Raw genomic sequence first — 13884 nt, forward strand, 5'->3', positions numbered from 1 at the left:
CTCACCCAGCACCATCTGCGCCGCCAGATGCACCACCACATCCACACCCGACACCGCCCGCGCCAACGCCGCCGCATCGGTCAACGACGCCTCCACCACCTCCACACCCGACACCGAAAAACACTCGCGAGACCTCACGACGCAGCGCACGTCGTGCCCGGCTCGCTGAAGCGCCGGGACAAGTGTCGAACCGACCCGGCCGGTGGCTCCCGTCACACAAATCAGCGCCATCTGTTGTCATTCCTCCTTGGTCGCGGAACAGCGCTCCCGCCATGCCCGCTTGATGACTTCGATAACCGATCTGTCGATGTCCTCCCCGGTCGGGACAGCGACGCCCTGGTGGTCGTGGCGGGTTCCATGCGCCAGCGCCGATTCGATCGCCGCCCGGATACCACCCGGTGTGCCGGCGCAGTCGAACACCGAAGCCGCTCTGGGGCGACCGTCCTGCCGCGAACCGATGTTGACCGTCGGCGTTCCCACGACAGGCGCCTCGAGGAGGCCGCTCGATGAGTTCCCGATCACCACATCGCAATGCCGGATCAAGCCGAGGTAGCCGTGCTGACCGAGTGACGGAACGAAGGTCGCTAAGTCCGGGTGGTTCGCGACGAACCGCGCCACCGCCTCGGTGATGGCGTGACTTCCGTGGTCCACGTTCGGAGCGGTGAACACGACCGTGCCGTGGTCGTATGTCCTCAGTACGGACAGAAGCGCAGCCAACGCGCGGGAGGTCTCTTCAGGCTTCTCCGTCACAGGGTGGAAAGTCACTGCGAAGCTCGGCGCCCGCAACCGCACACCCAACCTGCGCTCCACCGCTCGCCGATCCGGCAGATGTGCGGTCAGCTCGGCGTCGATGTTGATGCGACCCGCGTTGTGCACCGTCCCCTCGTCGATACCCATTCCGAGGAGTCGCACACGGTCCTCCTCGGCGAACACGAAATGGAGATGAGCCAGTTGCGACAGCGCATGCCGGATGCGGTCGTCGGCGGACCCCAGGGTCAGCTGCCCCCCGCCGAAGTGCACGATCAGGACGTTCCTCGGTAGAGCAGCGAGAGCCGCGGCCAACGCCTCGTAGCGATCACCCAGGACGCACAGGACGTCGGGGGCAATCCGAGCAAAGGCATCGGCGTATCCGAGGACTCCGAGGCCGATCGATTTCGCGACGGCGACCGGGCTGTCACCCGCGAGCACCACCTCGATGCGTTCGGCGACGGTTAACCCGTCCCCTTCGATGGCGTCAACGGTGTTTCCCTGCTCGCGAAGCAAGTGACCGCCGCTGACGAGGATCCGGAGATCGACCTCGGGATCGCGGGCCAGCCGGCGGATGACCGGGACCAGTGGACCGTAGTCGGCACGCGAACCGGTGAAGACACACATCTTGACCTCGCCGGCCGTCAGCACTGGACCTCCGCCTCACGTGAGCCTCGCCCGCCGGCGTGGCGGGCGAGGAGACTGCAGAGCCCCGACACCACCGCACCTTGTTGCCCGCCGGTGATGCCCACCGAACTGGGCAGGGAGAGACCGGCGCGATAGATTCCGTCCGCCACGGATCCGCCCAGCCGTTGGCACGACAGGTACGGCCGCTGCCGGTGCAGGGGTGGCCACAACCTGCGGGCCTGGATACCCCGCGCCTGCATACCTCGCACGATGCCGGAAACGGAAACGTCCTCACCACGAAGCAGGATCGAGTAGAGCCAGTGCGACGGAACCGCCCACTCCGCGCGCGGTGGACGCACGACCGGGGCTGAAGCCAGGAGGCGGTCGTAACGGTCGGCCATCTTTCGCTTGTGCAGCAGGAAGGTTTCGAGCTGCTCCAATTGAGCGAGACCGACCGCCGCGGCGAGGTTGCTCATCCGGTAGTTGTAGCCGACCTCGTCGTGCTCGTAGCCGTCGTCGCCCGACTTGGCCTGGTTCACCAGGTGCCGGGCCCTGGCCACGGCAGCCGGATCGTTGCTCACGATCATTCCGCCGCTGCCGGAGGTGATGAGCTTGTTCCCGTTGAAGGAGAAACAACCGAAATCCCCCACGGTGCCCACCTGCCTGCCGTTGACCGCTCCGGAGCGCCAACGGGAACCGTGAGCCTCCGCGGCGTCCTCGACGATACGAACACCGAAACGCTGCCGCAGCTCGAGAACCGGTTCAATGTCCGCGGGATGGCCGAGGACGTGCACCACTTCGACGACACTCGGAATCCGTCGGCCGAGCCGTGCTCGACGCAGGACGTCGTCGTACAGCCGCTCCGTGTCCATGTTCCAGGTCTGCGGTTCGCTGTCGACGAGCAGGAGGTCGGCGCCCGTGTAACTTGCGGCGTTGGCCGATGCGATGAACGTGAAGTCGGAGACCGCGACCAGTTCACCGCTTGCCGCACCTACCAGTCGCATCGCCACGTGCAACGCCGCTGTTCCACTGGAGCACGCCACCGCGGATCTCACCCCGGTCTTCTTCGCGAACTCGTCCTCGAACCGGCCGACGAAGGGACCGGCCGATGACACGAAGTTGCTTTCGACGCATTCCCGCAGGTAGGCCAGCTCGTTCCCCGCGAGCATAGGCTCCGACAACACGATCCGGCTCGCGCTCACCGGTGGTACCTCGCAGCCCGTTGGCCGTCCACCCGTGGCCTGAGCCAGTCCGCCGTGATCGCAAGCCCCTCGGCCAGCTCCCTCTCGGGTTTCCACCCGATCACGTCCCAGGCCCGAGCCGGGTCCGACAACAGCACCTCGACCTCACCGGCATCAGGTCGAACCCGGAGGGATTCCGACTCGATCTTCGCCGACGCGCCCACGACATCGCAGCAGAGATCGAAGAGCTCGCCCACGGACACGCACGACCCGGTGCCAAGCTGCACCACCGAGCCCGGCGGCACACCCGAAGTCGCCATCCGCAGGAACCCGTCGACCGTGTCGGACACGAAGGTGAAGTCCCGCTTCGGCCACACACTCCCGAGCTTCACGGTCTCGCGGCCGGCGAGCAGCTGGCCGAGAATCGTCGGGATGACCGCTCTCAGCGACTGTCTGGGTCCGAACGTGTTGAATGGCCGCAAAGTGACGACATCCACTCCGAAGGAGCGCGCGTAGGACTCGCACAGCTGGTCGGCGGCGATCTTGGTAGCGGCGTAGGGTGAAAAGGCCTGCAGCCGGTGGCTCTCCCGGATCGGCACGTCCTCCGGGGTGCCATAAACCTCGCTCGTCGACGTGTTGACGACGCGCGTTCCGGGCGAGTCGCGAGCCGCCTCGAGTACGTTGAGCGTGCCACCCACGTTCGTGCTCACGAACGAGGCCGGCGCTTGGTAGCTGTACGGAATGGCGATCAGCGCCGCGAGGTGGAAGACCACGTCGGCGGCCTCGACCAGCTCACGAACGCACCGGGTGTCGCGGATGTCGCCCAGTCTGAGGTCCAGGTTCGGCGGACGTCGGGCATCCAGTTCGTCCAGCCAGCCGTAGGAGCCGTTGGAGTTGTAGACGCACAGCCCGCAAACCTCTGCCCCCTCTTCGACGAGCTTCTCGACGAGATGGCTACCGATGAAACCGTCAGCGCCTGTCACGAGCACACGCGCCCCCGTCAGCGCACTCACCGGCAACACCTGACCTGACCAGCGTCAGTTCGGAAATGTTCCACGGCACTTGTCTATGCCACGCGCCCATAGCGGCCCAGACGGCGAGTTCAGCTGGTTGCGGGCGGCTACGCGTTGACAGCCACACACGCTCGCGCGATAATCAACTTACTGTTTCATTCAGCGAAACCAACGTGGTACAGGTGTAAGTCAGCCCTTGCCCCGCTTGCCCGGGGAGAAGGAGGCTTCGGAGATCCGCGTCTGGACTGCCAACGCCCTGCCACGCGAACCGAGTACGCGACAAGGAGCCGGCCGCACATGCACTCGCGCTATCTCGACACCATCGAGTACCAGGCAATGGACATGCCCTCCGCACTCGTCCTGCGCTACTCGGGAGAGCTCGGGAAGAAGACGCTCACCGAGTCGTTCCGGATCCTGTGCCACCGCCGCGCGGCCCTTCGCGCGCGGATCAGAGAGACCGAGCAGGGTTTCGAGCTGTACCTGCCCGACGACGACCGCGCGCCGGAATCCATCTGGCACTCCGGCCTCTCGGACGACGAGCTCGAGCGGTTCACACTGGAGGACCTCTGCAAAACGGCGATGCCCTGGAACGTCGCGGAGGCAGTCGCGAAGCTCACGGTGTTCGCGGGCAGTTCCAGCGGAATCGTCCTGATGCACACCGATCACGCGATCGCGGACGGGCAGGTCAAACTCGCGCTCCTGCGCGAGTTCCTCGACATCTACCAGAACCTGTCCGCCGGCGGGCACGTCGAGTCGGCTGTTTCCCGTGATCTGCCATCGCCACCTTCGGTGGTTCTCGCTGGGCGCCTGGGCGTCGATGCGCCGGGCAACGTCCCGACCCCGGCGGAAGCTCCCTCCTTCACCAAGCACGAAGCACTGCGCCACTACATCACCCTGACCGAGCAGCAGAGCGCCGCACTCCGGACCGCAGCAAAGAAGGCCGGCACGTCCGTGCACGCGTTCCTCTGCGGCGTGATCCTGCGCTGCCATCGCCGAGATCGGGGCGAGGCGTTGCCCACCTCGGAGATGGTCTGCTGGGCGCCGGTACACCTGCGGCCGCGGGTTTCACCCGTCGTGACGCCACCGGAGACGACCAACTTCGTGGGAATTCACACGGCACCCGTGAAGGTCGGCGTCGACGACGCCATCGCCGGGATCGCTCACAAGGTCAAGCAGCAGCTGGACGGTTCGATCGCCGACCAGGACATACACCGCAGTTTCCTCACCGACTCCTTCCGGCAGGACGAGGTCGAGAACCTCGGATCGAGCAACTACCTGGACAGCGTCAGCCTGAGCAACCTCGGACGCCTGCCGGAGTTCTCCTGCCCGCCCGGGCTGCGCGTCACCGATTTCCAGGTCTTCACCCACCGCGTCATGGCTCCCTATCCGTGCTACGTCACGTACACCTACGCGGGGCGGCTCACGATCCAGTGCGTCTACCGACCGGATCTGCACTCGCGCGCCGCCGCGGATCGCTACATCGGTGCGATCAGCGCTGAGCTCGACGCCATCACGCGCGAGCGTCCTGATGAGCGCTGAGCCGATGAGTGCCTCTTACCCGGATCGGACAGTCGAACGTCTCGACCTGAGGAGGTGGATCCGCGAAGGTGATCGCGTGATGTGGTCCCAGGGCAACGCCGAACCACTCACCCTCCTGGAACAACTGATCGACCAGCGCCGCGCCTTCGGGCAGATCGACGTCTTCTTGGCACTGTCCTTCAGCAACACAATGCGGCAAGAATACTGCGACGTCTTCCACTACGAGGGTCTCGGCGGTCTCGGCGCGAACTCGCGACTGTCGCGCCAGGGCGTGCTGGAAGTCCACCCCATGCAGCTGGGCCAGTTCTGCAACGACCTCCACGACGGTCGCTTCCCGGTCGACGTCGCCTTCGTCCAGCTGGCTGGCCCCGACCGCGATGGCAACTACAGCGCCGGTTTCGACCACACCTACACGCGCGACCTCGTGTCGAGAGCCCGGGTGGTCATCGCCGAAGTCAACACGAACGCCCCCGTGCTGCCGGGCGCCAGCACGATTCGCCCGGACGAACTGGACGCGGTGGTGCACACCGACCGCCCCGTCTGCCCGGCCCCGGTCGCGGTCTCGGACGAGGTCGATCGGAAGATCGCGGCGCACGTCGCGGAACTCGTTCCCGACCGGGCGACTCTCGAAGTCGGGATCGGTGCCCTGCCGTCGTGTGTTCTGGAAGCCCTGGCCGGCCACCGCGATCTCGGCATCCACACCGGAATGATCACGAGACCCATGCTCGGCCTCATCGGATCCGGCGCGGTGACGAACGCCTTCAAGCCGGTCGACACCGGCTACAGCGCCGGCAGCATCCTGGCGTTCGACCAACCGCAGCGCCTCGATCCGTACCCTCTACGACTTCGGCCGTCACGTGAGACGCTGCACTTCACCGCATTGGCCGGACAACCGAGCATGGTCGCCATCAACACGGCGGTCGAGATCGACCTGAGCGGTCAGGTGAACGCGGAGTACGTGCCCGAGGGGTACGTCGGCGCGGTCGGTGGCCTGCTCGACTTCGTCAGGGGGGCGCGGGCATCGGACGGCGGACGCTCGATCTTCGCGATCCACTCCCGAACCTCTCGTGGGCGTTCCCGGATCGTCTCCGCGTTGGCCGGTGGTGTGGTCACGGTCCCGCGCAGCGACGCGAACTGGGTCGTCACCGAATGGGGCGCGGTGGATCTGGCACACGCGTCGCTGTCCGAGCGTGCGAGGCGCCTGATATCGATAGCGCACCCCGATGACCGGGAGGCGCTGTCGAAGGCCTGGCACGACCGGAACTAGAGGCCGGTCGTGGTCTGGAGGAGCGATGCCAGAGGGATTGCTGGGCGGCTGCCACGTGGCCGACCTGTCGACACTTTTCGCCGGTCCGTTCGCTGCCATGATGCTCGGGGATCACGGTGCGGACGTCGTCAAGGTCGAACACCCGCGTGGGGACGATCTGCACCACTGGGGCCGCATGAAGGACGACCAGCCGTTGTTCTTCAAGATGGTCAATCGCAACAAGCGGCTCGTCGCGGTGGACTTGCACCAGGCCGACGGCCAGGAGGTGGTCCGGCGCCTCGTCGCCGACGCGGACGTGCTGATCTCGAACTTCCGGCCAGGACGACTCGCCGCATGGGGCCTCGGCTGGCCCACACTGCACCGTCTCAACCCCCGGCTCGTGCTGGCGGAAGTGACCGGATTCGGGCAGACGGGCCCCTACAGCCGGCTGCCCGGCTTCGGCACACTCGCCGAGTCCGTCAGCGGGTTCGCAGCGATGACCGGGCCACCTGACACCGATCCCGTACTTCCCCCGTTCGGGCTCGCCGACGGCGTCGCTGGTATCGCGGCGGCATTTGCCGTGACTGCGGCGCTGTGGGACCGCGAACGCACGGGCGTCGGCGTGCAGATCGACACCGCGCTCTACGAACCGCTGATGTCGGTGGTGGGTAGCCACATCCTGGAGTTCGACCAGCTCGGAACGCTCCAGCCGCGGATGGGCAACGCCGTCCCGCAGATCGCGCCACGCAACACGTACCGGACCGCGGATGGGCAGTGGATCGCCCTGTCCGGGGCCGCCCAGTCCGTGGCCGGACGGCTGTTGCGTCTGGTCGGTGGTGAGAAAGCGATGCGCGACCCGCGTTTCGCGACCAACGCCGACCGGATCGAGAACCGGGTTGCGCTCGATGGCCTGATCAGCGGATGGGTTGGCAGTCACAGCCGCGCTGAGGTGCTCGAGCGGATGCGAGAGGCGGACGTCGCCGTCGCGCCGGTTTACGATGCGTCGGACATACTGCAGGACGAACATTTCCTGGCCCGCGGAAGCATTGTCGAGATCGACGACGATGACCTCGGTCGGATCCGCATGCAGGGTCCGTTCCCGAAGGTTCCACAGAACCCTGGCTCGGTGCGCAATGCCGCCCGCGGTGCCATCGGCGCCGACACCGAGGCCGTGCTCCGGGAGCTGGGCTACTCGAGACCGGACGTCGACCGGCTTGCGGCCTCAGGCGTGATCGCGCGGGGCACCCACGGTGCCGAGACGTGCGGGTAGCGCGGCCGCGGCGACCGCGGCCGACAGCACGGCCAAGCCCGCGCCCGCCCAGGCGACCAGCTGATAAGTACCGGCGGACAGCACGATCGGTTCTCCCGCAGCCTCTCCGATGCGATGCGTCGCGACCGAGGAGAAGACAGCAAGCCAGAACGCCGCCCCCACTTGCTGCGCGGTGTTGATCATACCGGAGGCGGCACCGACATCGCCTGCCGCCAGCCCGGTGGTCGCGAGAACCCTCAGCGCGATGCTGACGCACGAGGCGCCGAGGTACAGCACGAACACCGCACAGGAGACAACCAGCGCACCCGAGCCGGTCGAACTACCACCCGCGGCTCCCAGCATCGCCGACCCCGCAGCCGCGATCACCGCAGAACCGGCGACGATCCACCGCATCCCGACCAACGGTATGAATCGCTGCGCGGCGAGGGATCCGAAGAACACGGCGAACGATGCGGGCATGAAGACCAGCCCGGTGCCCGCTGCCGAGTAGAGCAGGACGTTCTGCAGGTAGAGCGTCGCGACGTAGATGCCGCAAGCAGGAGCACCGCACAACAAGAAGAGCGTCAGGTTGGCGACGGTCAGGGACCGGATCCGGAACAACCTCAACTCGATCATCGGGTTCGGGTGGCGGTGCTCGATGACGACGAACGAACCCGCGAGCAGAATGGCGAGCGCGAAGGCGCCGAGTGTCGGTACGGCGGACCAGCCGTCGCTTTCGACGTTGATCACCGCGTACACGATCGACATCAGAGCGCCGGTCACGGTGACGGATCCCCAGATGTCGAACCGTCCCGTGCGGTCCAGCCGGAACGGTGGTACGGCCCGCTGGGCGAGTACGACGATGGCAACGCACACCGGGACGTTGACGAAGAAGATGGCCGCCCAGGAGAACAGGTCGACCAACACCCCTCCCGCGACAAGGCCCGTCGTCGCGCCGCAACCGCTCACGATTCCCCACAGTGTGAGAGCACGACGGCGTTCCGGCCCGTCCGGGAAGACCCGGACCAGGATCGCCAGCGCGGCGGGCGCCATGATCGCCGCGCCCAGCCCTTGCGCGAACCGGGCCAAGACCAGCATCAGCTGTGTGGCCGACAGCCCGCACACCACCGAGGTGACGGCGAAGATCCACGCGCCGGAAAGGAACGTGATCCGTTGCCCGACGACATCCGCGCAGCGACCTCCGAAGACCAGGAATCCGCCGAAGACCAGGATGTAGGAGTTGATCACCCAGGTCACCCCGGCCGCGGAGAACCCCAGGTCCTGCTGTATCGAGGGCAGTGCGACGAACCCGACGAACGAGTCCAGGACAACGGCGAACTGCGCGAGGCACACCGCAGTGACCACCTTCGTCCTCGCCGTCCGGGCGAGGACAGACCCGTCGGTCGCAGGCGCCGCGCTCATGCCTCCGAGACCCGCCCCCGCTCGATCCAGCCGAGAATCCGCCGTGCTCCCGCGACGATCGCCTCGCCACTGACCGCGGTCATCGAGCCGCTGACCGACGCGGCGACGACGCTCCGCACCCACAGAACCTCCTCTTCGGAAGGCCCGAACGCATCGGCGACCAGCTTGACTTGGCGCGGGTGCAGGCAGAGCTTGCCGGTGAACCCGAGCCGTGCAGCGTGTTCGGCGTCTGCGCGGACCAGGTCCATGTCTTCGATCGCGGTGGTCGCCCCGTCGACCGGCGGGGCGATGCCGGCCGCTCGCGACGCCATGACCACCTGGGCACGGGCGAAGAACATGGCGTCGCGGTCGGCGTGGTTCACTCCGAGCTCCCGGCCGAGGTCGGCGTTGCCGAACACCGCCGTGTCACGCCCGCGACCCCGCAGATCGCGGGCGCGTCGATGACTCCGGACGCCATCTCGATCAGGGGCAGCACGCACGCCCCGGCAGGCATCACGTCGACCACCTGCCGCACCTGTTCGGGGCGGGTGACCTTCGGCACGATGCTCCGCAGACCCGCCCGGCGAGCATGGACAGGTCGCGCTGCCACCAGTCCGTCGTGTCGTCGTTGATGCGGACGATGCCGCTGCCGCCACTGTTCCGCCAGGCGCGGACGTTCTCCCGCGCTCTGCGCTTGTCGGCCGGAACAACCGCATCCTCGAGATCGAGGACAACGAGGTCAGGGTCGCAGTCCACAGCTCTCGAGAACCGGTCCGGCCGATCACCCGGCACGAACAGCATCGTTCGGGCGTCGATCACACTCTCGTGGAACGGCATGGTCACTCCGCGATACGGGTCCGGTCCGACCAGGCGAACACGGGCGCGCCGTCGGCCTGCTCGACCAGTCGGAAGTGCTCGTACCCGGCGGCGAACCGGATCTTGAGGCACCCGTCCGGCAGCAGCGACGGGTCGATCTCCAGCACGGGCGGTATCCCGGCGGGTCCGCCGGTGAGCCGGACCTGGATCTTGAGCGCGTCGGACATCACTGCCCCCTTGCCTGTGCCAGTTCGTTGGGCCTGCCGATGTCCTGCCAGTCGTCGCTGAGGGGCCACAGCGCCACCTTTTCGCCGCGGCGCAGGCAGTCTTCGAACAGGTTCGTGATGGGGAACTCCTGATCCGCCGGGATGCGGTCGAGCAGGACCGGGTCCAGCGTGTAGATGCCGGCGTTCACCGGCCATTCCTGCGTCGGCTTCTCGACGATCTGCGTGAGCCGGTTCCGATCGGACTTCAGCACACCGAACGGCACCTCGTGGCGGTACCTGCTCGTGGCGATCGTCGCGAGGGCCTGCTCCCGCCGGTGCGTCTCGAGGAGCTTGCCGACCGAGAAGTTGGTGACCAGGTCGCCGTTCATGACCAGCAGCGGGTGCTCGGCCCGGTAACCGAGGTCGCCGAGCAGCCGCAGCGCGCCACCGGTCCCCAGCGGCAGGTCGGGGTCCTCGCGCAGGTACTCGATGCTGCACCCGAGGTGCCCGCCGTCGCCGAAATGCTTCTCTATGACGTTCGCCAGGTAGTTCACCGAGAGGAATATCTTTTCCACCCCGGAACCGACGAGATGCAGGACCAGCCGTTCCAGAATGGGACGGCCGGCGACGGTCAGCATCGGTTTGGGAATCGTATCGGTCAGGGGCGCCAATCGCGTTCCCCTGCCGCCCGCCATGATCACGGCCCAGTTCGGCAGTTTCGGCACCCCGATGATCCGCCGCTCGACGTGCAGGCCGACCACCCGGTTGCCGGAGTCGACCACCGGGATGTTGCGAACTCCCAGCGCACGCATGAGATCCAGGACCGCCGCCCGGTCGGCGGCCTGGCTCGCCGTCGCACGCCAGGGGCGGACCAGGGGTGCGATCGGGTCGTCCAGCGACACCCCGTTCAGGAGCCCGCGGCGCAGGTCCTGCTCGGAAACCGCACCGACCAACCGGTTGTCGTCATCCACCACGAAAACATCGCTCAGATCGTTCATGTCGACTACGGTGAACGCGTCGCGAATTGAGGCGTTCGAACAAAGCAACAGGTTCGACAAGCACATCGTTCGTCCGTTCATCGTTGACTCGACCGAGGGGGACGCGATCCAGGGTTTCCCAGGTCAAAAGGTCACAGCCAGGGGACGAGTTCACCCAGGGGGCCTCCGCGGGGGCCGGGGGCGCAAAACAGATGAAAGCGTGCGCGAAACGTACGGTGCGGGGGCCAGGAGCGGGACTACGGTCGTGGCTCCATTCGGCGGAAGCAGGGAGTTCTGAGGATCATGGAAGTGGACCTGAACCAGCCCATCTCGCACCTCATCCGGGCCGCTCGGCGGGAGCGGAAGCTGAGTCAGTACACCCTGGCGCGCGAACTGGCGACCGTGTCGGGGCGGCCGACCGTCACGCGTGATCTGGTCGCCCGGTGGGAACGTGGGCACCAGATCCCGAGGCTGGGCACGAGAAGATGGCTGTCCGTCGTCCTGGAGGTGCCCCAGGAGCGGCTCGACCAGGCGGCCGCGGCGGCTCGCAGACGCAATCGGCTCGGGCACGCCGTCGTCACCGACAACGCGCCCGCCACGCCCGGTCCGGCCCGCCGCGCGCAGGGCACCCCGGCCCTCCTCCCGGTCTTCCGGTCGCGTGTCCAGGCCGGCATCCTCGCCGCGACGCTGCTCAACCCCGACCGCTCGTTCAGCCTCACCGAGCTGGCCGAGCACTCCGGCAGCTCGCTGGCCTCCGTGGACAAGGAGAACAAGCTCCTGGAGAAGGCCGGCATCCTGACCAGCCGCCGCGAGGGCACGATCCGGCTGATGCGCGCGTCCGGGGACGGGCCGCTCGCGCGCCCGCTGGCCGAACTGCTGCGCCTCACCTACGGCGTCCCGCAGATCATCGGCGAGGAGTTCGGCTGCGTGCGGGGCGTGGTGCGCATCCTGGTCGGCGGCGTGTGGGCCGACCGGTTCGCCGGCATTCCCGGACCCGCGCCGGAGAGCATCGAACTGCTGGTCTCCCTCCAGCCCGGCGTCCCGGCCGACGAGCAGGCCCTGCACATCGCCGCGCGGCGCGCCGAGCAGCGGCTCAAGCGTCCGGTGAGCTTCTCGCTCGCCGCGCCGGAACGTGGTCTGGACGGCCTGCAGATCCCGCGGCAGCGGCCCGGGCACCCGGTCGTCGAGATCGCCCCGATCCCGCCCCGGCAGGCCCCGCTGACCTCGGGTGTCGGGCTCACCGGGCACGACGTCGTGATGCAGCTGGTGCGCGCGGGTCACCTCGACCTGGTCGGCGGGCCGGCCGGCAACGGGCAGCCGTTCCTGGACCTCGCGGCCAAGCACATCTCCTCGGCCGAGCGGCTCGCGGAGGTCTCGCCGGACTCGGCGTTCCTGCTGCTGGCCAAGTCCGCGCAGCTGATCGGCGCCGGCCTGCTCGCCCGGCAGGGTCTGCGGCCCGCGTTGTCCGCGCCGGAGCAGGTGGTCGGGACGGTCGTGGCGGCCCAGTTCGGGCACCAGTTCTCGCAGATCGAGCTGCTCCGCCAGCGCGCGAAGGAACTGGACACGCCGACCAGCCGGGACAGCCACATCCTGCCCTCGGAGGCCAAGACCTACCTCGGCACCGTGCGCACGCTCCTCGCGGCCGCGCGGGACGTCGTCGGCAAGCTCGCGCTGTTCCACTGATCGGGTCGGAAACGAAACCGAGACCGGGGCGGCGAAACGAAAATGTCGGTCCCCACGGCTAACCTCGCATCCAGTGGACGACCACCTCGCGGTGGAGGTGCGTGATGGCGGTTCTGCGGACGGTCGCGGGTGAGATCGCGAGCGTGGTGACGCACGCGCTGCGGTACCCGGCGGGCATCGGGCGGCGCTGGGCGATCCAGCCCGTCCGCGAGAGCGTGCCGGGCCGCCCGCTGGTGGTGCTGCCCGGCCTGGCCGACAACACCGCGATCTTCACCGACCTGAAGGTCGCGCTGGACCGCTGCGGCGCCGGGCCGGTGGTCTCGTTCAGCTACAGCCTGCTGCTGCGGGCCGTGCGGTCCGCGGCGGCGCGGCTGGCCGAGCAGATCGAGCAGCTGTGCGAGGTCACCGGCGCGGCGAAGCTCGACCTGGTGGGCCACAGCCTGGGCGGCCTCATCGCCCGGTACTACGTGCAGCGGCTCGGCGGGCACGAGCGGGTCGACACGGTGGTCACCGTCGGCACGCCGCACGGCGGCACGGTCGCGGCCTGGCTGTTCTCGCCGATCCCGCTGGCCCGCCAGCTGCGCCCGGGCAGCGACCTGCTGACCGAGCTGAACCGGCCCGCGCCGGGCTGCCCGACGAAGTTCGTCACGTTCTCCAGCGACGGCGACGAGCTGGTGCTGCCCAGCAGGCACGGCCGGATCGAGCATCCGGACCTCGACGTGCGCAACGTGGTGCTGCCCGGGGTCGGTCACCTGGCGCTCGCCGCGCACCGCCAGGTCGTGGAGGAGATCTGCGCGCTGTTCGGGCCCGTCGCCGCTCCCGGCGACGGGGAGACGCTCACCCGGTCGGCCTGACGGTCCGACCTGGGGAGACGAGGCGCCGGCCGGGCGCGGGTCCACGGGCCCGCACCTGCCAGAACCGGGCCTCGGCGGAGCGCGTGCGGGCCTGCTGTACCCTTCTCAGCGGAGGATTGGCCGAGCGGCCTAAGGCGCACGATTGGAAATCGTGTTGGGTGTAACAGCCCTCACGGGTTCGAATCCCGTATCCTCCGCTCTTCAGCCGGACGCCGGGCACCCACTGGGGCCCGGCGTTTCGCGTTCCCGGGGCTGACCCGGCCGTGTGAACCGGCCCCGCACTTCACCCGGATGCACCAGTGACCAGGCTCATGCTCCGGTCCGCTCTACCGATAGTTTGTTGAC

14 protein-coding genes and 1 tRNA gene are annotated in these 13884 nt (G+C 68.0%); 6 read left to right on the top strand and 9 right to left on the bottom strand.

Features of this window, described 5'->3' with window-relative positions:
• From D0D28_RS28925 to D0D28_RS28940, 4 genes are all read right to left on the bottom strand, one after another.
• Positions 1-231, bottom strand: a 231-nt coding sequence (locus D0D28_RS28925; RefSeq protein ID WP_115944876.1) for an NAD-dependent epimerase/dehydratase family protein, incomplete at its 3' end; no start/stop codon positions are given.
• 6 nt (positions 232-237) lie between these two features.
• The gene (gene neuC / locus D0D28_RS28930) at positions 238-1398 is read right to left on the bottom strand and encodes a UDP-N-acetylglucosamine 2-epimerase (RefSeq protein ID WP_094008768.1); all 1161 of its coding nucleotides are present in this window, start codon (positions 1396-1398) and stop codon (positions 238-240) included.
• On the bottom strand, positions 1392-2576 hold the full coding sequence (locus D0D28_RS28935; protein ID WP_094008767.1) for a DegT/DnrJ/EryC1/StrS family aminotransferase: 1185 nt from the start codon (positions 2574-2576) through the stop codon (positions 1392-1394). The genes neuC and D0D28_RS28935 overlap by 7 nt, the downstream gene beginning before the upstream one ends.
• A complete protein-coding gene (locus tag D0D28_RS28940; protein WP_240323398.1) occupies positions 2573-3568 on the bottom strand; it encodes an SDR family NAD(P)-dependent oxidoreductase in 996 nt (331 codons plus the stop codon). The genes D0D28_RS28935 and D0D28_RS28940 overlap by 4 nt, the downstream gene beginning before the upstream one ends.
• 297 nt (positions 3569-3865) lie before the next feature.
• Here D0D28_RS28940 and D0D28_RS28945 point away from each other — a divergent pair, with 297 nt between their 5' ends.
• The 3 genes from D0D28_RS28945 to D0D28_RS28955 all read left to right on the top strand — a co-directional run bounded on the left by D0D28_RS28945 (position 3866) and on the right by D0D28_RS28955 (position 7623).
• Positions 3866-5107 carry a phthiocerol/phthiodiolone dimycocerosyl transferase family protein gene (locus D0D28_RS28945; RefSeq protein ID WP_116114088.1) on the top strand — a complete coding sequence of 414 codons (1242 nt, stop codon included), beginning with the start codon at positions 3866-3868 and terminating at the stop codon, positions 5105-5107.
• Positions 5108-5186: 79 nt separating this feature from the next.
• The gene (locus tag D0D28_RS28950) at positions 5187-6374 is read left to right on the top strand and encodes an acetyl-CoA hydrolase/transferase family protein (protein WP_240323402.1); all 1188 of its coding nucleotides are present in this window, start codon (positions 5187-5189) and stop codon (positions 6372-6374) included.
• 25 nt (positions 6375-6399) lie between these two features.
• Positions 6400-7623 carry a CaiB/BaiF CoA transferase family protein gene (locus D0D28_RS28955; RefSeq protein ID WP_094008763.1) on the top strand — a complete coding sequence of 408 codons (1224 nt, stop codon included), beginning with the start codon at positions 6400-6402 and terminating at the stop codon, positions 7621-7623.
• Here the strand turns inward: D0D28_RS28955 and D0D28_RS28960 are convergent.
• The 5 genes from D0D28_RS28960 to D0D28_RS28975 all read right to left on the bottom strand — a co-directional run bounded on the left by D0D28_RS28960 (position 7576) and on the right by D0D28_RS28975 (position 11104).
• Positions 7576-8955 carry an MFS transporter gene (locus D0D28_RS28960; RefSeq protein ID WP_162831225.1) on the bottom strand — a complete coding sequence of 460 codons (1380 nt, stop codon included), beginning with the start codon at positions 8953-8955 and terminating at the stop codon, positions 7576-7578. The two genes, D0D28_RS28955 and D0D28_RS28960, sit on opposite strands and share 48 nt — an antisense overlap.
• A 65-nt stretch (positions 8956-9020) precedes the next feature.
• Positions 9021-9422 (bottom strand): aldolase/citrate lyase family protein, encoded by a 402-nt coding sequence (locus tag D0D28_RS36330; RefSeq protein WP_198958386.1) that lies wholly within the window; start codon positions 9420-9422, stop codon positions 9021-9023.
• Positions 9423-9516: 94 nt separating this feature from the next.
• Positions 9517-9840, bottom strand: coding sequence for an aldolase/citrate lyase family protein (locus tag D0D28_RS36335; RefSeq protein ID WP_198958385.1), 324 nt, complete (start codon positions 9838-9840; stop codon positions 9517-9519).
• A gap of 2 nt (positions 9841-9842) precedes the next feature.
• Positions 9843-10046: a DUF5988 family protein gene (locus D0D28_RS28970; protein WP_116114094.1), complete on the bottom strand. Its 204-nt coding sequence runs from the start codon at positions 10044-10046 to the stop codon at positions 9843-9845.
• Entirely contained in the window at positions 10046-11104 is a 1059-nt protein-coding gene (locus D0D28_RS28975) for a nucleotidyltransferase family protein (RefSeq protein WP_094008760.1), read from the bottom strand. Before D0D28_RS28975 ends, D0D28_RS28970 begins: the two co-directional genes overlap by 1 nt.
• A gap of 201 nt (positions 11105-11305) precedes the next feature.
• On the opposite strand from D0D28_RS28975, the gene D0D28_RS28980 reads away from it, so the two are divergent.
• From D0D28_RS28980 to D0D28_RS28990, 3 genes are all read left to right on the top strand, one after another.
• Positions 11306-12685, top strand: a complete 1380-nt coding sequence (locus tag D0D28_RS28980) for a transcriptional regulator (RefSeq protein ID WP_094008759.1) — start codon at positions 11306-11308, stop codon at positions 12683-12685.
• 104 nt (positions 12686-12789) lie between these two features.
• A complete protein-coding gene (locus D0D28_RS28985) occupies positions 12790-13539 on the top strand; it encodes a lipase family alpha/beta hydrolase (protein WP_116114096.1) in 750 nt (249 codons plus the stop codon).
• A gap of 110 nt (positions 13540-13649) precedes the next feature.
• Positions 13650-13736 (top strand) — tRNA-Ser (locus D0D28_RS28990).
• Positions 13737-13884 lie beyond the last annotated feature (148 nt).

This window comes from Amycolatopsis ruanii (genome assembly GCF_003385175.1).
GTDB lineage: Bacteria > Actinomycetota > Actinomycetes > Mycobacteriales > Pseudonocardiaceae > Amycolatopsis_E > Amycolatopsis_E thermalba.

Bases quoted from the DNA above. Each gene is read 5' to 3' on its own strand.
- D0D28_RS28945 (WP_116114088.1), top strand. From the start codon at position 3,866: ATGCACTCGCGCTATCTCGACACCATCGAGTACCAGGCAATGGACATG.
- D0D28_RS28950 (WP_240323402.1), top strand. From the start codon at position 5,187: ATGTGGTCCCAGGGCAACGCCGAACCACTCACCCTCCTGGAACAACTG.
- D0D28_RS28955 (WP_094008763.1), top strand. From the start codon at position 6,400: ATGCCAGAGGGATTGCTGGGCGGCTGCCACGTGGCCGACCTGTCGACA.
- D0D28_RS36335 (WP_198958385.1), bottom strand. From the start codon at position 9,840: ATGCCGTTCCACGAGAGTGTGATCGACGCCCGAACGATGCTGTTCGTG.
- D0D28_RS28970 (WP_116114094.1), bottom strand. From the start codon at position 10,046: ATGTCCGACGCGCTCAAGATCCAGGTCCGGCTCACCGGCGGACCCGCC.
- D0D28_RS28975 (WP_094008760.1), bottom strand. From the start codon at position 11,104: ATGAACGGACGAACGATGTGCTTGTCGAACCTGTTGCTTTGTTCGAAC.
- D0D28_RS28980 (WP_094008759.1), top strand. From the start codon at position 11,306: ATGGAAGTGGACCTGAACCAGCCCATCTCGCACCTCATCCGGGCCGCT.
- D0D28_RS28985 (WP_116114096.1), top strand. From the start codon at position 12,790: ATGGCGGTTCTGCGGACGGTCGCGGGTGAGATCGCGAGCGTGGTGACG.